Here is a 19815-nt window from a genome sequence, read left to right as displayed (position 1 = left end):
CACTCGAAATTACCGACTTTCCAAGTCATGAGAGACTATCGGCTTTGCTGATCAAGTTGTTGTTGATTTTCTGTCGGGTGGCGTAAAGGCTGAATAAAATCTATTTGAAAGCCGTTCGAAAATACCGCTGATCACCCAACCCCCGGGGTTCCATATCGCGGGTGAACACTTTTATTTGTTGGACGACCTGGGCGTGTCTTTCGTTAAGTACGCCAACCGGCCAAGCGTGATCCTGAACGGTTGGACGGTTGCCCTGTACAGCACCCCGTGCCGACATGGGCGTCGAGTCAGTAGAACAACAACAAGCGCCTTTCGGCGTCCACCTAAACAAGAAAGGGAAGCTTCTACGCTTCCCACCCGCCGCGCGGCCACTCTGCCTTGGTCGACTCGGCGCACGGGAGTTCCCTATGCAAACTGCAGTCAGTCTCTGGCCGCTGCTTGGCGTCCTTGTGATCGTCATCGGCTTCATCCTGCGTTTCAACCCGATGCTGGTAGTCGTACTTTCCGCCGTGGTGACCGGCCTTGCCGCTGCCATGCCGGTGGAGACGATCCTGGCCTCCATCGGTAATGGCTTCATCAAGACCCGCATGCTTCCCTTGATCATCCTCCTGCCTCTGGCAGTCATTGGCATGCTCGAGCGGCATGGCTTGCGCGAGCACGCGCAGAACTGGATCTCGCGTATCCAGACCGCTACCGCCGGGCGCCTGCTGGTGCTCTATTTGTTTGTCCGGGAAATGACCGCGGCGGTGGGGCTCACCAGCCTGGGCGGGCATGCTCAGATGGTGCGCCCATTACTGGCGCCGATGGCCGAGGGTGCGGTGGAGAACCGCTACGGCAAGCTGCCTGACGACCTGCGCCACAAGCTCCACGCCTTCTGCGCTTCGACCGATAACGTAGGGTTGTTCTTCGGCGAGGACATCTTCGTTGCCTTTGGTGCCATCGCCCTGATGCATACCTTCCTGATCGGCAACGGCATCGATGTGGAGCCGATTCATATTGCGCTCTGGGGTATCCCCACGGCGATCTGCGCCTTCCTCATCCATGCCGCGCGTATACACCGATTCAATACCCGCCTGGAGCGCCGGCTACAGTCGCAATCCCCCGCACAGATGCAACCGCAGTCGCTGGCCGCGATCCAGGAGTGATGCCATGATCCTTTCGATTCAATACCTGTACTGGCTGGCGGGCTTCGTTCTGGCCATCACCGCGGCAATGACCTTTGCCGACAAGCAACATGGCAAGCGCTGGAGCACCGGCCTGTTCTGGAGCCTGTTTGCCCTGGCCTTCCTGGTGGGCGACCAGTTGCCGCCGGTGCTGGTGGGCGCAGGCGTTCTGCTCATGGCGCTGATCGCCGGATTCGGCGGCGTCGGCCTGGGGCGCTATGACGAACTCGCCGCCGAGAAGCGCCAGGCCAGCGCGCGGCGGCTGGGCAGCCGACTGTTTATCCCGGCACTGGCCATTCCGGTCGTCACCGTATTCGGCACCCTGGTCGGCAAGGACTTCTCGATCGCTGGCGTGCCGTTGCTGGACCCGAAGAACATCACTTTCGTTTCACTGGGGATTGGTAGCCTGGTCGCCTTCTGCATGGCTTGCTGGATGGTCCGGGAAGGCCCCGTGCAGGGGCTGCGCGAGTCGCGACGCCTGACCGAGGCGCTGGGCTGGGCATTGGTATTGCCGCAACTGCTGGCCATGCTCGGCCTGTTGTTCAACGATGCTGGCGTCGGCAAAGCCGTTGCCCATGTCGCCACCGCTTATATCGACATGGACTTCAAGTTGGTCGCGGTACTGGTGTACGTGCTCGGCATGGCGCTGTTCACCGTGATCATGGGCAATGGTTTTGCGGCTTTCCCAGTGATGGCCGGTGGTGTCGGTGTGCCGGTGCTGATAGGCCACTTCAGCGGCAACCCGGCGGTAGTCGCGGCGATCGGCATGTTCTCCGGCTACTGTGGCACGCTGATGACGCCCATGGCCGCGAATTACAACATCATACCGGCGGCATTGCTGAACCTGCCTGACCGAAACGCGGTGATCAAGGCCCAGGTACCTACGGCCCTGATGGTGCTCGCCTGCAACGTGGTGCTGCTGTACGTGCTGATGTAGCGCATTGCCGCAGGTATGAAAACGAGCAAGCCCTGCACCAGCAGGGCTTGTTCGTTTTGGCACAGTGGCCTGCTACAGATTCGCTACCTCGCCCGTGTGGGCGAGTGTCACGCGATGCGGGCCCATTTGCTCGGCATATTGCTGGACGACCTCCTGGGCCAGGCGCACGACCTGCTCCACCAGCCCCAGCCCGACCCCGCTGCGCCAGGTGGCGATGATTTCCATCGCCGCCGGTTTGGGTACATTCTCCAGCACCGTCATCCTGCCCTGCTCCAGCTCCTCGGCGACCAGCGAAGCGGGCAGGGCGCCGATGCCGAAGCCGTCGCGAATCAGCCGTGTCATGGCCGCTACCGAGTTCACGCAGTTGATGCGTGGGTTGGCGATGTTGCTGGTGTGCAGCAGGTTGAGGATGTCCTGATGCGGCCGCGAGTTCTTCGAGAAGGTCACCACACGCTCCCGGGTGAGTTCTTCCAGTGAGTTGTAGGTACGGTGGTAGAGCGAGTTGGTGGAGACGATCCACTCCACCGGATAATGGGCCAGCGCCTGGTTGCGCAGGGTATCGCCGCGCACTACGTCCGTCTGGAACACCAGGTCCAGATAACCCTTGTGCAGTTGTTCGTTGAGATTGCGCGCGGTGTCGGCAGTCAGCTCGATCTCCACGCCCGGATAGCGCTCCATCAGCTGCGTCACGAGCAGGCTCAGCCAGGTGTGGATCACCGAGTCCATCGCGCCCAGCCGTACCAGCCCCTTCACGTTGCCGGCATTGCTGATCGACCGCTTCAGTGCCTGCAGCGTATCCATCATGTGCTCGGCGTATTCGAGTACCCGCTGCCCTTCGGGCGTCAGGGTGACGCCTTTGGAATCCCTCAGGAACAGGCGTGCGCCCAGCTCGTCTTCCAGCGCGGCGATGCGGCTGGAGATCGAGGCCTGAGTGCTGAACAGCTTCTCGGCGGTGAGACGGAAACTCTTCAGCCGGGCGACCCAGACGAAGGTTTCTAGAAAACGCATGTTCACGGGAAATAGCCCTCCGGCGCCTGGCCGCTGTGTCGCATCCAGAGAAAAACGTTTTGGCGTGGGAATCAAGTGGTGCGCCAGCCTCACGCATCTGGCGAGTGCGGGGACAACGGAAAATTTTTATGGCATGCGGCCGGATTTTCTCGTTGGACGGCAAAAGGCTACCTCCAAATAATCGCCCGGCGGCCGGGAAACCAGCAAGCGAAAAACAATCACAAGAACAGTATCCGGAATGCGCCCAGCCAGGCAGGCAAACGCCCCTTGCCGCGCGTCCTGGAGCCAGGAGACCACACCGCATGACTCCCTTGAAGCGCCTCGCCGGCATATTGATCACAGGCAGTGCCTTGCCGGGCCTCGCCCACGCTGACTTCTTCGCCGACAGCAAGGCCAGCCTGGATTTGCGCAATTTCTACTTCAATCGTGACTTCCGTAATGGGCCGCCAACCAGCCAGCGCGACAAGGCTGAGGAGTGGGCGCAAGGGTTCATGTTCCGATTCGAGTCGGGTTACACCCCGGGCACCATCGGTGTCGGTCTCGACGCGCTGGGCATGCTTGGAGTGAAGCTTGACGGGGGCGATGGTACCGGCGGTACGGGGCTGCTCCCGGCTGATCTCGGTTCGGCCCATGGGCGTGGTTCGCAGGATGAGTACTCCAAGCTCGGCCTGACCGCCAAGGCCAGGGTTGGCAAGTCGGTTGCGCGTATCGGCACGCTGGCGTTCCGCAGCCCGGTGGTGTCGAACAACGACACGCGGTTGCTGCCCGGTACCTTCCGCGGGGCAATGGTTACCTCGCAGGATGTCGACAACCTGACCCTGCAGGGCGGCAAGATCGACCGGATCAAGTTCAACAGCTCATCCGACTTCGTCGAGATGTCCGCCAACCGCATCGGTGGTACCAGCGATTCGTTCGTGTTTGCCGGCGGCGACTACCGGCTGACCCAGCAACTCACCACCAGCCTGCACTACGGCAACCTCGAAGACATCTACAAGCAATACTACGGCGGCTTGCAGTACCTGCTGCCGCTGGCCGACAAGCGTTCGCTCAAGCTCGACCTGCGCTATGCCCGCAGTACCGAGGACGGCAACTTCCGTGACCTGGACAACAAGGCGCTGGGCGCCATGGTGACCTACGCCGTGGCTGGTCACGCCTTTGGCGCTGCCTACCAGCGCATGGACGGCGACGACCCCTTCCCGTACATCGCCAACAGCGACCCGTACCTGGTCAACTTCGTGCAGATCAACGATTTCGGCAACACCCAGGAGCGCTCCTGGCAGCTGCGCTACGACTACGATTTCGCTTCCCTCGGTGTTCCGGGGCTGACCTTCATGACCCGCTATATCTCCGGCGACAACGTACTGGTCGGCAGCAGCAACTCGGGCAAGGAATGGGAGCGCAACATGGACATTGGCTACGTCATCCAGAGCGGCCCGTTGCGCAACGTCGGCATCAAGTGGCGCAATGCCACGGTGCGTTCGAATTTCGGCAACGACCTGGATGAGAACCGCCTGATCCTCAGCTACAGCCTGGCCCTCTGGTAGCGCGGGCTCTGCCCGGCAAGCGGGCATGCCCGGCCGTTCCGACCGGGATCGCCATTATCTGCCACATCGCGTTTTCTCATGAGGAGTCGATACGCCATGACCCTGCCGATGAAGTTCAGCCAGAAGATCCTGCTGGCTGCCTCTGCGGTGATCATCCTCGTTTTCGTCGTGTTCGCCGGCTACAACGATTACCGCCAGCGCAATGAGATCCGCAACGAGGTCGAACACAGCTTGCGCAACATTGGCGAGGTACTGGCGCTGAACATTCAGAGCTGGCTGTCGGGGCGGCTGCTGCTTACGCTGGGTATGGCCCAGGCGATAGCGGTGGACGACTCGCGGGAGCGTGTGCTGGCCCTGCTCAAGTCGCCGGCGCTGACTGACACTTTCGTGGCGAGCTACGTCGGGCGGGAGAGCGGCGAGTTTGCCATCTATCCGCCGCGGACCATGCCCGATGGCTACGATGCCCGACAGCGCTCCTGGTATCAGGACGCGCTGAAGAGCGGTCCGGCTCTTACCACACCCTATATAGGTGCCGGTACAGATTACCTGGTGATCACCCAGGCCGCGCCGATCCGCGCCGGCGACCGGACGCTGGGTGTGCTGGGCGTCAACCTGAACCTGGACAGGATGGCGCAGATGATCAACGCGCAGGACTTCGATGGCGTGGGCTATGCCTTCCTGGTCAGCGCCGACGGCAAGATCCTTGTCCACCCGGACAAGCAATGGGTAAGCAAAAGTCTCGCCGAGCTATTCCCGGCAGGTTCGCCATCCCTCGACGGCGGTTTCAGCGAAGTGGCGGAAAATGGCGCCACCCGTCTGGTCGGTTTCGTGCCAGTACAGGGGCTGCCCTCGGTGAAGTGGTATGTCGGGCTCTCGCTGGACAAGAGCAAGGCCTATGCCGCGCTGACCGACTTCCGCGTTTCCGCGGTCGTCGCCACGCTGGTTGCCGTGCTCATCACCCTGTTGCTGCTGGGCATTTGGATTCGCCTGCTGATGAGGCCGCTGCGTGCCATGGACTGTGCGATGCAGGATATCGCCGATGGCGAGGGTGACCTGACCCGGCGTCTTGCCGTCCGCAGCAACGACGAGTTCGGTCGGCTGGCTGGCGCCTTCAACCGTTTCGTCGAGCGGATACATACCTCGATCTGCGAGGTAGCCACTGCCACCTCCAGCCTCGGCGAGGTCGCCCGGCAAGTACTGGAGGCCTCCAACTCTTCGTTGACCAAGTCCGACGGCCAGGCGGCCCGTACCAACAGCGTTGCCACTGCCATCGAGGAGCTGGGGGCCGCGGCCCAGGAAATCGCCCATAACGCCGCGGATGCCTCGTCCAGGGCCTCGGACGCCCGGGTGCAGTCGGATGAGGCGCGCCTGGTGGTCGCGCGTACCATTGCCGCGATGAACGACCTGTCGGCGAGCATCGAGGGTTCGCGCGGGCATATCGAAGCGCTCAATGGCAAGACCGCCAACATCGGGCAGATCCTCGACGTCATCAAGGGCATTTCCGAACAGACCAACCTGCTGGCACTCAACGCCGCCATCGAGGCGGCGAGGGCCGGGGAGGCCGGACGCGGGTTCGCTGTGGTTGCCGATGAGGTTCGCAACCTGGCGCATCGTACCCAGACCTCCGCGCAGGAAATCCACCGAATGATCGAGGAGCTGCAGGTCGGTTCCCGCACCGCGGTCGACACCATGGCCGAAAGCCGGCAACGCAGTGTCGAGAGCGTGCAGATCGCCAACCAGGCGGGCGAGCGGCTGCTGGCTGTGACCGGGCGGATCGGTGAAATCGATGGCATGAACCAGTCGGTCGCCGCCGCCACAGAGGAGCAGACCTCGGTGGTGGATATGGTCAACCGTGAGGTTACCGAAATCACCATGCTCAACCAGGAGGGTGTAGAGAACCTGCAGGCCACCCTGCGAGCCTGTGCCGACCTCGAAGCTCAGGCACAGCGTCTGCGCGAACTGGTGGGCAGCTTCCGTATCTGATTGCCTGGGCCGGCCTCTTCGCGGGCATGCCCGCTCCCACAGGTTCAGCGCAGTACTAGGGAGGCAGTCATCCACCCTGTGGGAGCGGCCTTGCGTCGCGAAAGGGGCGCAAAGCGCCCCCCAGGGCCTTCAGCGCATTGCCGCCAGTTTGATGCCAAACCCCACCAGGCAAGCCCCCGCCAACCGCTCGAACATATTGGCAATCCGTGGATTGGCGCGCATGCGTTCGGCCAACTGGTGCGTCAGCACCACCGCAATCAACCCGTACAGGAACGTCACCACCGCCACTGTCGCCGCGAGGAAGCCGAAGGTCACCAGCCCCTGGTGCTTCACCGGGTCGACGAACAGCGGGAAGAACGCCATGTAGAACATGATCGCCTTGGGGTTGAGCAGGGTGATCATCATGGTCTGGCGCAGGTACTGGCCGTTGTCCATGCGGCTGGCCCGCGGCGCGCCTCCGGGTTTGCTCAGCAGCATGCGCAGGCCCAGGTAGGCTAGGTACGCAGCACCGGCCCACTGCACCACGTGGAAGGCGGCAGGGTAGGCCGCCAACAGGGTGGCAACGCCAGCCACCGCCAGCCACAGCAGCACCTGGTCACCCAGGATCACCCCGCAGGTCGCGGCCATGCCGGCCTTGATCCCGCCCTTGCCGGTGGCGGTGATCAGGGCGAAGTTGCCCGGGCCGGGGATGGCCAGGACGATGATGAAGGCGATGACGAACGCGCCGTAGTCGGTGACGCCGAGCATGGGGAACTCCTGTTGGTGGTGCGTAGGCAGAGCTCAAGACTATCGTCGCCACCGGCCCGCTTTTCAACCGTCTACCAGGAAATTGGAAACAAGCTCTGAATTTTCAGAAGTGCGAGAAATTTCCTACAAGGGCAACTTGTTGTTGCACACGTGCAACCAGCCAGTGCACTTTGCGGCTTGGATCCAATGCCTGGGTTCTGTATCATCCCGCCGCCATCAGAATGATGGCCGAAGATGATTCATTTAAAGGACTTAGTATGAAAAAGCTGTTCAAGGCTACCGTAGCCGTTGCTGTCGTTTCGGGTGTTGCCCTGCTGTCGGGTTGCACTGGCCAGGTTTACAACCAGCCGAAAAACTGCACCTACGACTACCTGTTCCACCCTTCGGTTTCCATCTCCAAGATCATCGGTGGCTGCGGCCCGATCGATAAACTGCCTCAGCAGCAGTAATCTTGGCGGTACCCTGATCGCGACGCTTGCGGCGTGATCCAAGGCCCCCGGTCATTTTACGTGATTGGGGGTTTTTGTTTTTCCGCGTGACAATCTGCCACTGAGGCAACCCGTCGCCTTGACGCTCCGGGTGGCAATTTGTTTGTGCTGGCATTTAAGCTACAATCGGAAAAACGATTCAGCCTTGTCGGTCAATTCGACAAAAGGCCGAGTCGTTTTCTGGTTCTCTGGCTGCTGAACAATGATCAACAACAAGCCTGCGCTGCAGAACATGCTTTACCTGGGCCAGCCACAGGCCCGCCCCCTGTTCTCCTGACTGGAATCGATCAATGTTCAAGAAAGCTGGCAAGACCTTGCTGGGTCTGGCTGTCGCTGCAAGCGTCATGCAAGCGCACGCCGCAGAAACCAAGAAAGTAGATGTGCTGCTGGTCGGCGGCGGCATCATGAGCTCGACCCTGGCCGTGTGGTTGCACGAGCTGGAGCCAAGCTGGTCGATGGAAATGGTCGAGCGCCTGGATGGCGTGGCTGAAGAAAGCTCCAACGGCTGGAACAACGCCGGTACCGGCCACTCCGCGCTGGCCGAGCTGAACTACACCCCGGAAGACAAGGACGGCAACGTCAACATCACCAAGGCCATCGAAATCAACGAGGCCTTCCAGATCTCCCGCCAGTTCTGGTCGTGGCAGGTCCGCCAGGGCGTGCTGAAGAACCCGCACTCGTTCATCAACACCACGCCGCACATGAGCTTCGTGTGGGGCGATGACAACATCAAGTTCCTGAAGAAGCGTTACGACGCACTGCAGGCCAGCCCGCTGTTCCGCCCGATGCAGTACTCCGAGGACCACGCGCAGATCGCCAAGTGGGTCCCGCTGATGATGGAAGGCCGCGACCCTAACCAGAAGCTGGCCGTGACCTGGACGCCAATCGGCACCGACGTCAACTTCGGCGAGATCACCCGCCAGTTCGTCGGCCACCTGAAAACCCAGGAAAACTTCGACCTGAAGCTGTCCAGCGAAGTGCAGGACATCACCCGCAACAAGGACGGCTCGTGGCACGTCGAGTACAAGAACCTGAAGGACGGTAGCGAATCGGCCACCGACGCCAAGTTCCTGTTCATCGGTGCCGGCGGCGGCGCGCTGAAGCTGCTGCAGAAGTCGGGCATTCCTGAAGCCAAGGAATACGCAGGCTTCCCGGTGGGCGGCTCGTTCCTGGTGACCGAGAACCCGACCGTGGCCATGCAGCACATGGCCAAGGCCTACGGCATCGCCTCGACCGGTGCGCCACCCATGTCGGTTCCGCACCTGGACACCCGCGTGCTGGATGGCAAGCGCGTGATCCTGTTCGGCCCATTCGCCACCTTCTCGACCAAGTTCCTGAAGAACGGCTCGTACCTGGACCTGCTGAGCAGCACCACCACCCACAACGTGTGGCCGATGACCAAGGTAGGCATCGATCAGTATCCGCTGGTGGAATACCTCGCTGGCCAGCTGATGCTGTCTGACGACGACCGCTTCGAAGCCCTGCGTACCTACTTCCCGAACGCCAAGAAGGAAGACTGGCGCCTGTGGCAGGCCGGTCAGCGCGTGCAGATCATCAAGCGTGATGCCGAGAAGGGCGGCGTGCTGAAGCTGGGCACCGAAGTGGTCGCTTCCGAAGACCGCACCATCGCCGGCCTGCTGGGTGCATCGCCAGGTGCTTCGACTGCGGCACCGATCATGCTGAACGTGCTGGAAACCGTGTTCAAGGAGAAGGTCGCTACCCCTGAGTGGCAGGCCAAGATCAAGCAGATCGTGCCGAGCTACGGCACCAAGCTGAACGACTCGGCGGCGGCCACCCAGAAAGAGTGGAACTACACCGCTGAAGTGCTGCAGCTCGAGAAGCCACCGGTGATCGACGAAAGCGTCGGCACCACGGTTGCACCGAGCCAGTCGGTCGAAAGCAAGCCTGAGAATGACATGGCGCTGTAAGCGGCCATTGTTGTGACAGAAGCCACGGGGGAGACCTCGTGGCTTTTTTGTTGCCTGTACCGGCCCTTTCGCGGGCTCGCCCGCTCCCACAGGTACATCACGGTTCTCGAAAGCTGTGGTGTACCTGTGGGAGCGGGCAAGCCCGCGAAGAGGCCGGTACAGCAGAACCACTGATCTGAAATCTGGGCTGAATCCAATAAAAACATATTTTGATGCTTAAATTAATCTTGTCAGTCGATCCCCCTCCAGGAGGGTGCCGTCATGAACATCAAGATTGCCGCCTTACTGCTGCTCGCCCTGTGTACCCAGCCGGCATGGAGCCAAAGCTACTCCTACTCCAGCGAAACCCCCGCCGCCAAACCCGCCGAATCTGCTGCAATGACCACGCGCATGGCCCTGCGCGACCTTTGGGTCGAGCACATCTTCTGGGTGCGCAACTATGCTGTCGCCAACCAGGCCGGCAACGCCAAGGAGGCTGAAGTCGCTGCCAAGGAGGTGGTTACCGACGCCACCAGGATCGCCAACAGCATTGCCCCGCTGTACGGCCAGCCCGCCGCCGATCAGTTGCTGAAACTGCTGGCCGGCCACTGGGGCGCCATCAAGCACTACAGCGACGCCGCCGTGGCCAAGGACAAAAAAGGCCAGCAAGCCGCGGTCAATGAGCTGACCAGCAATGCCAAGGCCATCGCTGCGTTCCTGGCCAAGGCCAACCCGAACCTGCCCGAGCCGACCCTGCTGACGCTGCTCAGCGCCCACGGCGGGCACCACGTGGCCCAGATCGACCAGCTGGCGGCCGCTGACTACGTGGGCGAGGCGCGCACCTGGGCGATGATGCGCGAGCATATTCTGACCCTGTCCGACGCCCTGGCTGCGGCGTTGGTCAAACAGTTCCCGGACAAATTCTGATGCTCGAAGGCTTGGGCCGTACCCAACAGGACCTGCTCCATGCGTTGCTGCTCCAGCCGGCCGGCATGAGCATCGACGACCTGGCGCAGGCCCTGGCCATCACCCGCACGGCGGTGCGCCAGCACCTGGCGGCTCTGGAGCGCGACGGCCTGGTCAAGCGTGGCGCTACCCGGCCCACCGGGCGCCGCCCGGAGCAGCTGCACGAGCTGACCGAACAGGCCCGCGAACTGTTCCCGCGGCAGTATCCGTTGCTGGCCAACCTGCTGATTGCGGAAGTGGCCGGCTTGCTGGGGCAGGAGGCGTTGCTGGCGCTGATGCGCCAGCTGGGGCGCAAGCTGGCGGCGGACCTGGAGCATCAAGTGGTGGATGAAGCACGCATCGTCGAGCACATGAACAATGCCGGGTACGAGGCGCAGGTGTTCTTCCGCTCGGGGGGTGAGCCGCAGATCGTTGCGCACAATTGCGTATTCCATCACCTGGCCAAGGCGCACCCGGTGGTGTGCGAGCTGGACCTGGCGCTGATCGGGGCCTTGGGTGGGGCCGAGGTCAGCCATGAGGAGTGCATGCTCAGGGGAGGGCAGGTGTGCCGGTTTGCCCTGGGCAAAAATAACCCTGCTGTCCATTCCAAACCTGCAGGCTGATGCGGTCAGTGTAAGAGTGCCCTCGTGTCGCGAAAGGGCCGCAAAGCGGCCCCGGCAATTTGAGCGGCGAAGCTGAAAATCTGGGGGCGCTACGCGCCCCTTTCGCGACACAAGGCCGCTCCTACAAGGACCGTGTCAGCCTGGCAGATCAAACTTGGCGCAGAATGCAGTCCAGCAACCCAGGAAACCGCTCCCCCAGCATCTCGCTACGCAACGAATTCATATGGGTAGTCCCCACATTGCGGGTATGCACCAACCCCGCATCACGCAGCACGCGAAAATGGTGGGACATGCTCGACTTCGGCCGGCCACCGTCCAGCTCGCCGCAGCTGGCTTCGGCCACGCCCGCCAGGTGGCGCACGATACCCAGGCGCACCGGGTCGCTCAGGGCATAGAGCAGGCGTTCCAGGGTGAGGTCTTCAGAATTGGGATGTTGATAGGCTCGCATGGTCGTCATGATAACGGGGCTATCATTAATTGCCATAGTTCGATTATGATCGAACTATCGTAATCAGATAACCCGGGAGCTTGCCCATGTCCGCTTTGTTCGAACCCTATACCCTCAAGGACGTCACCCTGCGCAACCGCATTGCCATTCCGCCGATGTGCCAGTACATGGCCGAGGACGGCATGATCAACGACTGGCACCACGTGCACCTGGCCGGCCTGGCCCGTGGCGGTGCCGGCCTGTTGGTGGTCGAGGCCACTGCCGTGGCACCGGAAGGGCGCATCACCCCCGGTTGCGCCGGTATCTGGAGCGATGCTCACGCCCAGGCTTTCGTGCCGGTGGTGCAGGCAATCAAGGCCGCCGGTTCCGTGCCGGGTATTCAGATTGCCCACGCCGGGCGCAAGGCCAGCGCCAACCGCCCGTGGGAAGGTGACGACCACATTGCCGCCGACGACGCTCGCGGCTGGGAAACCATCGCCCCGTCCGCCATCGCTTTCGGCGCGCACCTGCCACAAGTGCCGCGCGAGATGACCCTGGACGACATTGCCCGGGTCAAGCAGGACTTCGTCGATGCCGCCCGCCGTGCGCGCGATGCCGGTTTCGAGTGGATCGAACTGCACTTTGCCCATGGTTACCTGGGCCAGAGCTTCTTCTCCGAACACTCCAACAAGCGTACCGACGCTTACGGTGGCAGCTTCGACAACCGCAGCCGCTTCCTGCTGGAAACCCTGGCAGCGGTGCGTGAGGTATGGCCAGAGAATCTGCCACTGACCGCGCGTTTTGGTGTGCTGGAGTACGACGGCCGGGATGAGCAGACGCTGGAAGAGTCGATCGAACTGGCGCGCCGTTTCAAGGCTGGCGGCCTCGACCTGCTGAGCGTGAGTGTCGGCTTCACCATTCCCGACACCAAGATCCCATGGGGCCCGGCGTTCATGGGGCCGATTGCCGAGCGCGTGCGTCGTGAGGCGAAGCTGCCGGTGACCTCGGCGTGGGGGTTTGGTACGCCGCAACTGGCGGAAGCGGCGCTGCAGGCCAACCAGCTGGACCTGGTATCGGTAGGGCGTGCGCACCTGGCAGACCCGCACTGGGCTTACTTTGCGGCCAAGGAGTTGGGCGTGGAGAAAGCCTCCTGGACCTTGCCGGCACCGTATGCGCACTGGCTCGAGCGTTATCGCTGAGTGATGCCGGGGGCTGCTGCGCAGCCCTTTCGCGACACAAGGCCGCTCCTACAAGCGTACGCGGTCCCCTGTAGGAGCGGCCTTGTGTCGCGAAAGGGCCGCAAAGCGGCCCCCGAATCTAAAACCGATCCAACCGGTAAGCCGCCATATCAGCACCGCTGTCCCTGTCGGCCAACCGCCCCACCCATTCCGCCGTCACCGCCGCCTGGGTCAACCCCAGGTGCTGATGCCCGAACGCCAACAGCACCCGCCCATCACACACCCGGTCGATCACCGGCAACGAATCTGGCAACGAAGGCCGGAAGCCCATCCACGGCGTCGCTCCCTCAACACTCAGGTCCCTCCGGAACAACCCCTTGCTCAAGCGGTGCAACTGCCACGCCCGCTGCATGCTCGGCGGCGCGTCCAGCCCGGCGAATTCCACCGTGCCGGCCAGGCGCAAGCCCTCGGCCATGGGCGTCATGATGAACTTGCGCTCCAACGATGTGACTGCAAACGGCAAACGCTGATGCTCGCCAGGCAACATCAGGTGGTAGCCGCGCTCGGTGTCCAGCGGCACCTGCTTGCCGGTCAGCACGCCGGTCAACCGCGCAGAATGCGCGCCACAACTGATCAGCACCTGGCGGGCCTCGAGCGTGCCCTGGTCGCTGGCCAGGCTGACCCCACCGCTGTGCAGCCGCCCGCCATCGACCTGCGCCTGGATAAAGCGCACGCCACTGGCCTTGGCCGCTTCGAACAGTTCGCACACCACCCGGTAAGGGTCGATGAAGTGCCCGGTACGTGGGAAGAACAGCCCACCCTGCAACGACGGGCTCAGTTGCGGCGCCGCCTCGCGCACGGTGTCGGCCGACCAGAAGTCCACCGGCACCGCCTGCTGTTGCATGCGTGCGCGCAAGGCCTCCAGGGCCTGGCGCGACTCCGGCCGCTCGAACACCAGCAACGAGCCATCTTCCTGGAACAGCTCGCTGCGCCCGATCGAACCCAGCAGCCGCTGCCAGGCACCCAGGCTGCCTTCGTTCAACGTGCGGATGCCGGCCACGCTGCGCTGAAACGGGCCCGGGCGCAGGTTGAGCAGCAGGCGGGTGAACCACGGCATGGCCTTGGGCAGGTACTTCCAGTCCAGGCGCAGCGGGCCCATCGGGTCCAGCAGCATGCGCGGCAGGCGTTTGAGAATCGACAGGTCGGCAATCGGGAATACCTGCTCGGTGGCCAGGTGCCCGGCGTTGCCGTAGGACGCGCCCTGGCCGGGTGCCTGGCGGTCCACCAGGGTTACCCGGCGGCCCTGGCGGGCCAGTTGCAGGGCACAGGCGACGCCGACAATGCCGGCGCCGACCACGGCGATATCGGTTTCAGCGGTTTCGACCATGCTCAGCCTTCCCGTTTACCGTCGAGCAGGCGCCGCAGTTGCAGCGGGTTGCCGTGTTTCAGCGCCTGCGGCAGCAGGGCATCGGGGAAGTCCTGGTAGCACACCGGGCGCAGGAAGCGCAGGATCGCCGCCGTGCCCACCGAAGTGGTACGGGCATCGGAGGTGGCCGGGAACGGCCCGCCGTGGACCATCGCGTCGCATACCTCTACACCGGTCGGCCAGCCATTGACCAGGATGCGGCCAGCCTTGCGCTCAAGGGTCGGCAGCAGCGCGCGGGCGCTGGCGATGTCGGCATCGTCCAGTTGCAGGGTGGCGGTCAGTTGGCCTTCCAGATGCTCGGCCACCTGGCGCACTTGCTCATCATTGGCGCAGGCGACCACCAGCGACGCCGCACCGAAGACTTCGGCCTGCAACGCCGGGTCGGCGAGGAACGCTTCGGCCTGGGTCACGAACAGCTGCGCCTGGCACTGGTTGGGGCCTTGCCCGGCTTGGCCACTGGCGGCGGCCTGGGCATTGGCGTTTGCGGCCAGGGCGCCGACACCGGCCTGGTAGGCACTGAATATGCCCGGGGTGAGCATGGTCTGCGCCGCAGCCTGGCGCACGTGCTCGCTGGCGGCGTCGATGAAACGCTGCAACGCCGGCCCCTGGCGGGCAATCACCAGGCCGGGGTTGGTGCAGAACTGGCCGGCACCCTGGGTCAGCGAGGCGACGAAGCCTTGTGCCAATGCCTCGGCGCGGGTCTGCAGGGCGGTGTCGAACAGGAACACCGGGTTGATCGAGCTCATTTCGGCGTACACCGGGATCGGCTCCGGACGGGCCTGGGCCGCCTGGCACAACGCAATGCCACCGCTGCGCGAGCCGGTAAAGCCGACGGCCTTGATGCGCGGGTCGCTGACCAGCGCAATGCCCACTTCACGACCGGAGCCGTACAACAGCGAAAACACACCGGCCGGCAAGCCGCACTGCTTCACGGCCTTTGCCACTGCCTGGCCGACCAGCTCGCTGGTGCCCGGGTGGGCACCGTGGGCCTTGACCACCACCGGGCAACCGGCGGCCAGGGCCGAGGCGGTGTCGCCACCGGCCACCGAGAAGGCCAATGGGAAATTGCTGGCGCCGAATACCGCCACCGGCCCCAGGGCCACCTGGCGCTGGCGCAGGTCGGCACGCGGCAGGGGCTGGCGCTCGGGCAGGGCGTTGTCGACCCGCACGTCCAGCCATTCGCCGGCCCGCACCACACGGGCGAAGGTGCGCAGCTGGGTGCAGGTGCGGCCACGTTCGCCCTGGATGCGCGCCTTGGGCAGGCCGCTTTCGGCCACGGCGCGATCGATCAGGGCATCGCCCAGCGCTTCGATCTGCATGGCGATGGTTTCGAGGAATTGTGCCCGTTGCTCGAGCGAGGTTTCGCGGTAGGCATCGAACGCCGCCCAGGCCAGGGCGCAGGCCTGGGCCACGTGTTCGCCGGTGCCGCCGAGGTAGGCCGGTTCCAGCGCCTGGCCGGTGGCCGGGTCGATGGCACGGATGGCTTCGCGGCTGCCGGTTACCGGTGTCTGGCCGATCAGCAGGTTGCCTGTGAGGGTCATGGAGCCTCCTTTGGAAATCACATGCAGTTGCAAGGGTGTACTGCTTACCCTGTGGGAGCGGGCACTTTCTGAGCCTCGCACCAAACCTGTGGGAGCGGGCGAGCCCGCGAACACCGGCAAAGCCGGTGCCAGGCACCGAGTCGCCTGCTTCGCGGGCATGCCCGCTCCCACAGAGAAAGCAGTGGCTGCTTAGGCGATGTTCTGCTCAGCTGCCCAGCTGGCGTACCAGCTGCGGAACAGTGCGTACTGCTGCTCGGCATAGTTGCGCTGGGCGTCGGTCAGCACGTCGGTCTCGTTGAAGTGCAGGCTGTATTCGCTGTCACCGTTCAGCACCATCAGGTGCTTGTAGTAGAGCACCAGGTCACAGCCTTCATCGAACGACGACAGCACCGCCAGCGCCGCCTCCAGCTCACGCGCCAGGCGGCGAGCCTTGGCATCACCCTTGGCCGCCTGCTTGCTCAGGCTCACCAGGTGCAGCACCTCACGCGGCAGAGCGTTGCCGATGCCGGTGATGGCGCCGGTGGCGTTGCAGTTGACGAAGCCATGCACCACCTGGGTGTCGACGCCGACCATCAGGGTCACGTCGTCATCCTTGGAGGTGATGTGCTCGGCGGCGTAGCGCAGGTCGGCACCGCCGCCGAACTCCTTGAAGCCGATCAGGTTGGGGAACTCGCTGCGCAGTTCGAAGAACAGGTCGGCGCGGGTGGCGAAGCCGTAGTACGGGCTGTTGTAGATAACCGCTGGCAGCTTCGGCGCGGCTGCCAGGATGGCCGAGAAGTGGTGCTTCTGGGCAATCAGCGAGGCACCGCGGCTGAGCACGCGGGGGATGACCATCAGGCCGGCGGCGCCAACCTTGGCCGCGTGGGCGGCGTGGGATACTGCTTCACGGGTGTTCACCGCGCCGGTACCGACGATGGTCGGGATGCCGGCGGCCACCAGGCGCGCTACACCTTCCTGGCGCTCGGCTTCGGTCAGCAGCGGCCAGTCGCCCATCGAGCCGCAGTACACCACGGCACTCATGCCGGCCTCGATCAGCTCGCGGCCCTTGCGCACCAGGGCGTCGAAGTCCGGCTTGCGCTCGGCGGTGCAGGGGGTCATCAGGGCGGGCATGGTGCCGGTGAAGATGTTGTTGGTCATTGTTGTCACTCCTCGCGATATTCGATTTTTTGGAAAAAGCCGGGGTCAGATGCCCCAGGCGAACGGGTCCTGTTCGTCGATCAGCAGGGTGCTGTCGGCGGTCATGTAGGCGCGGCCGGTGATGAACGGGCGAATGCGTTCGCCGTCGCGCTCGTAGCGGCCCTGGAACTGGCTGCCGGTGATACTGGCCTGTACCCAGGTCTGGCCTTCGTCGAGCTTGCCGTCGGCGGCCAGGCAGGCCAGCTTGGCGCTGGTGCCTGTACCGCAGGGCGAGCGGTCGTAGGCCTTGCCGGGGCACATCACGAAGTTGCGGCTGTCGGCGTTGGCGTCGTCGGCGAACAGTTCGACGTGGTCGATGGGGGCACCGTTTTCACCGGTGATGCCCTGGGCTTCGAGGGCCTTGAGCATCGCCCAGGTGTACTCGGTCAGCGCCTCGCGGTTGCCCAGCTCGATGCGCTGGCCGTGTTCGGAGACGAGGAAAAACCAGTTGCCACCCCAGGCGATGTCGCCGCGCACCAGACCATGGCCGGGCACGTCCACCAGCACCTGCCGGCGGTAGCGGTAGGACGGCACGTTGCCGACGGTTATGGCGCCGTCTTCATGCAGGGTGGCGCTGACCTGGCCGACCGGGGTGTCGATCTTGTGCACGCCCGGTGCGATCAGGCCAAGGTGCTGCAGCGAGGCGACCAGGCCGATGGTGCCGTGCCCGCACATGTTCAGGTAGCCAGCGTTGTTGAAGAAGATCACCCCGCACGTGGCGTCGGCCGATACCGGTGGGCAGTACAGCGCACCGACCAGCACATCGTTGCCACGTGGCTCCAGCAGGCAGGCGCGGCGCCACTGGTCGTGCAGCTCGCGCAGCTCGTCGCGCTGCTCGGCCATGTTGCGGCCATGCAGTTGCGGGAAGCCTTTCATCACCAGGCGGGTTGGTTCCCCGCCGGTGTGCGAGTCGATGACGTGAACATGTTTCATGGGGATATCCATTCGAGAGTGGGTCAGGAGGCGACGGCGGCAGGGCGCTGGCCTGGGTAGCTTTCGGAGGAGGCTTCGCTTTCATCCTCACCTTCCAGGCGCACCAGGTGGGCAGGCACGCCGGTGGCAGCGCCCCAGTAGTAGATGCCCAGCGCACAAGCGGCCACGACCACGGTGTCGAACGGGTGGCCGAGTACTCCCAGGCCGCCGAAGCTGCCCAGCCACGACAGCAGGATGGTCACCGCGTAGAAGCCGATCAGCCACGCCGACGAGCGCACTTGCTGGGCCAGCGACAGGTGCTGGGTCGGCACGAAGCGGCCGCACAGCAGGTACAGCACGAACATCACGATCTGCAGGGCCAGCAGCCACGACACGGTCTTCCAGCCCGACCAGTACACGATCAGCGCGGCGATGATGAACGACAGCGGGCCGAGCACGCCCATGCCCTTGACCCGGAACGGGCGCGGCATGTCGGGGGCGTTGCGGCGCAGGGCGGCGACGGTGACCGGGGCCACGGCGTAGCTCAGTACCAGGGCGGCGGAAACCACGTTGATCAGCGCTTCCCAGGACGGGAACGGCAGGGTCCAGAACACCGACAGGCCAAAGGTCAGCCACAGCGCCGGGCGCGGGATGCCGGACTCGGCGTCGATACGGGTGAAGTACTTGAAGAAGGTGCCGGTCTGCGCCCAGCCATAGACCACGCGCGGGGTGGCGTTCATGTAGATGTTGCCGCAGCCGCTGGGCGAGATCACCGCGTCGGCCACCACCAGGTAGGCCAGCCAGCCCACACCCAGGGCCAGGGCGATGTCGCGGTAGGGCAGGGCCAGTTCCTTGGTCACTGCGGCCCAACCGTTGCTCAGCATTTCGGTCGGCACGCTGCCGAGGAAGGCCAGTTGCAGCAGGGCGTAGATCGCGGTGGACAGCAGTACCGAGAGGATCAGCGCGATGGGGATGGTGCGTTGCGGGTTCTTCACCTCGCTGGCCACCGAAATGATCGGCGTCAGGCCCAGGTAGGCGAAGATGATGCCACCGGCCGATACCGCCATTTCAACGCCGGACAGACCGAACGGGGCAAAGCCCTGGACCTCGAAGTTTTCCGGCTTGAAGAAGGTGAACAGCACGCCGATCACCAGCAGCGGTACGATGAACTTGAACACACTGACCAGGTTGTTGGCCTTGGCGAAAGTTTTCACGCTGCGGTAGTTGAGGAAGAAGAACAGCCCCAGCAGGGCGAACTGCACCAGCCAGCCGAGTACCGTCGGGTCGCTGGAGCCGGCCTTGGTCAGCCCGGGGAACCAGGCGGCGGCGTATTGGCGCGAAGCGACCACTTCGATGGCGATCAGGCTGGAAAAGGCGATCAGGGTGATGAAGCCCATCAAGTAGCCCAGCAGCGGGCCGTGGGAGTACACCGGGTAGCGCACCACGCCCCCGGCACGCGGCAGGGCGGCGCCCAGTTCGCAATAGACGATGCCCAGCAACAGTACGGCGAAGCCGCCAAGGAACCAGGACAGGATGCCGGCCGGGCCGGCGATGGCCGAGACGTGGCTGGCGGCGAACAGCCAGCCGGAGCCGAAGATGGCGCCTAGGCCGATGAAGGTGAGGTCCAGCAATGACAACTGTTTTTTGAATTTACCTGACATGGGTTCGCCTTTTTGTTGGTTATTGGATAGGCAGGTCTGATGTCACGAGATGCGGCTTTTTGGGCCGCGCTCTTGTAGGACTTGGGGCGGCTTGCGTGGGGCATAGAGTGGACCGATCGGGGCGGCGGTTCTTGATGGTTTTCTGCAGG

17 protein-coding genes and 1 pseudogene are annotated in these 19815 nt (G+C 63.8%); 10 read left to right on the top strand and 8 right to left on the bottom strand.

What is annotated here, in order from left to right; translation table 11 throughout:
• Positions 1-407: 407 nt before the first annotated feature.
• Positions 408-1145 carry a DUF969 domain-containing protein gene (locus tag C163_RS19550; RefSeq protein ID WP_025340250.1) on the top strand — a complete coding sequence of 246 codons (738 nt, stop codon included), beginning with the start codon at positions 408-410 and terminating at the stop codon, positions 1143-1145.
• Positions 1146-1149: 4 nt separating this feature from the next.
• The gene (locus tag C163_RS19545; protein WP_025340249.1) at positions 1150-2100 is read left to right on the top strand and encodes a DUF979 domain-containing protein; all 951 of its coding nucleotides are present in this window, start codon (positions 1150-1152) and stop codon (positions 2098-2100) included.
• Between the two features lie 72 nt (positions 2101-2172).
• Here the strand turns inward: C163_RS19545 and C163_RS19540 are convergent, their stop codons facing one another.
• Positions 2173-3114, bottom strand: a complete 942-nt coding sequence (locus C163_RS19540) for a LysR family transcriptional regulator (protein WP_025340248.1) — start codon at positions 3112-3114, stop codon at positions 2173-2175.
• A gap of 296 nt (positions 3115-3410) precedes the next feature.
• Here C163_RS19540 and C163_RS19535 point away from each other — a divergent pair, with 296 nt between their 5' ends.
• The 3 genes and pseudogenes from C163_RS19535 (at position 3411) to C163_RS27760 (ending at position 6635) form a co-directional block, all read left to right on the top strand.
• On the top strand, positions 3411-4652 hold the full coding sequence (locus tag C163_RS19535; protein ID WP_025340247.1) for an OprD family porin: 1242 nt from the start codon (positions 3411-3413) through the stop codon (positions 4650-4652).
• A gap of 78 nt (positions 4653-4730) precedes the next feature.
• Positions 4731-5777, top strand: a pseudogene (locus C163_RS27765) (cache domain-containing protein); the annotation flags it as partial.
• A gap of 222 nt (positions 5778-5999) precedes the next feature.
• On the top strand, positions 6000-6635 hold the full coding sequence (locus tag C163_RS27760; protein ID WP_371257965.1) for a methyl-accepting chemotaxis protein: 636 nt from the start codon (positions 6000-6002) through the stop codon (positions 6633-6635).
• 129 nt (positions 6636-6764) lie between these two features.
• Here the strand turns inward: C163_RS27760 and C163_RS19525 are convergent, their stop codons facing one another.
• Positions 6765-7382, bottom strand: a complete 618-nt coding sequence (locus C163_RS19525) for a LysE family transporter (RefSeq protein ID WP_025340245.1) — start codon at positions 7380-7382, stop codon at positions 6765-6767.
• A gap of 257 nt (positions 7383-7639) precedes the next feature.
• Between C163_RS19525 and C163_RS19520 the strand changes: the two genes are divergently transcribed.
• The 4 genes from C163_RS19520 (at position 7640) to C163_RS19505 (ending at position 11345) form a co-directional block, all read left to right on the top strand.
• Positions 7640-7831 carry a YhfL family protein gene (locus tag C163_RS19520; protein WP_003254720.1) on the top strand — a complete coding sequence of 64 codons (192 nt, stop codon included), beginning with the start codon at positions 7640-7642 and terminating at the stop codon, positions 7829-7831.
• 329 nt (positions 7832-8160) lie between these two features.
• The gene (mqo, locus tag C163_RS19515; protein WP_025340244.1) at positions 8161-9798 is read left to right on the top strand and encodes a malate dehydrogenase (quinone); all 1638 of its coding nucleotides are present in this window, start codon (positions 8161-8163) and stop codon (positions 9796-9798) included.
• A 261-nt stretch (positions 9799-10059) separates the two neighbouring features.
• Positions 10060-10704, top strand: a complete 645-nt coding sequence (locus C163_RS19510) for a hypothetical protein (protein ID WP_025340243.1) — start codon at positions 10060-10062, stop codon at positions 10702-10704.
• A complete protein-coding gene (locus C163_RS19505) occupies positions 10704-11345 on the top strand; it encodes a metalloregulator ArsR/SmtB family transcription factor (RefSeq protein WP_025340242.1) in 642 nt (213 codons plus the stop codon). Before C163_RS19510 ends, C163_RS19505 begins: the two co-directional genes overlap by 1 nt.
• 148 nt (positions 11346-11493) lie before the next feature.
• Here the strand turns inward: C163_RS19505 and C163_RS19500 are convergent, their stop codons facing one another.
• Positions 11494-11829 carry a helix-turn-helix transcriptional regulator gene (locus C163_RS19500; RefSeq protein WP_025340241.1) on the bottom strand — a complete coding sequence of 112 codons (336 nt, stop codon included), beginning with the start codon at positions 11827-11829 and terminating at the stop codon, positions 11494-11496.
• A gap of 50 nt (positions 11830-11879) precedes the next feature.
• Here C163_RS19500 and xenA point away from each other — a divergent pair, with 50 nt between their 5' ends.
• The gene (gene xenA / locus C163_RS19495; RefSeq protein ID WP_025340240.1) at positions 11880-12971 is read left to right on the top strand and encodes a xenobiotic reductase XenA; all 1092 of its coding nucleotides are present in this window, start codon (positions 11880-11882) and stop codon (positions 12969-12971) included.
• Positions 12972-13089: 118 nt separating this feature from the next.
• Here the strand turns inward: xenA and C163_RS19490 are convergent, their stop codons facing one another.
• The 5 genes from C163_RS19490 to C163_RS19470 all read right to left on the bottom strand — a co-directional run bounded on the left by C163_RS19490 (position 13090) and on the right by C163_RS19470 (position 19666).
• Positions 13090-14337, bottom strand: coding sequence for an FAD-binding oxidoreductase (locus tag C163_RS19490; protein WP_025340239.1), 1248 nt, complete (start codon positions 14335-14337; stop codon positions 13090-13092).
• Positions 14338-14339: 2 nt separating this feature from the next.
• Positions 14340-15917, bottom strand: a complete 1578-nt coding sequence (locus C163_RS19485; RefSeq protein ID WP_025340238.1) for an aldehyde dehydrogenase (NADP(+)) — start codon at positions 15915-15917, stop codon at positions 14340-14342.
• Between the two features lie 189 nt (positions 15918-16106).
• Positions 16107-17054: a dihydrodipicolinate synthase family protein gene (locus C163_RS19480; protein WP_025340237.1), complete on the bottom strand. Its 948-nt coding sequence runs from the start codon at positions 17052-17054 to the stop codon at positions 16107-16109.
• A gap of 45 nt (positions 17055-17099) precedes the next feature.
• A complete protein-coding gene (locus tag C163_RS19475) occupies positions 17100-18026 on the bottom strand; it encodes a 4-hydroxyproline epimerase (RefSeq protein ID WP_025340236.1) in 927 nt (308 codons plus the stop codon).
• Between the two features lie 23 nt (positions 18027-18049).
• Positions 18050-19666, bottom strand: coding sequence for an APC family permease (locus tag C163_RS19470; RefSeq protein WP_013973778.1), 1617 nt, complete (start codon positions 19664-19666; stop codon positions 18050-18052).
• Positions 19667-19815 lie beyond the last annotated feature (149 nt).

The sequence above is a fragment of the Pseudomonas sp. FGI182 genome (assembly GCF_000511325.1).
Classification (GTDB): Bacteria; Pseudomonadota; Gammaproteobacteria; order Pseudomonadales; family Pseudomonadaceae; genus Aquipseudomonas; species Aquipseudomonas putida_Z.
This window is presented reverse-complemented; position numbering and strand designations above follow the sequence as displayed.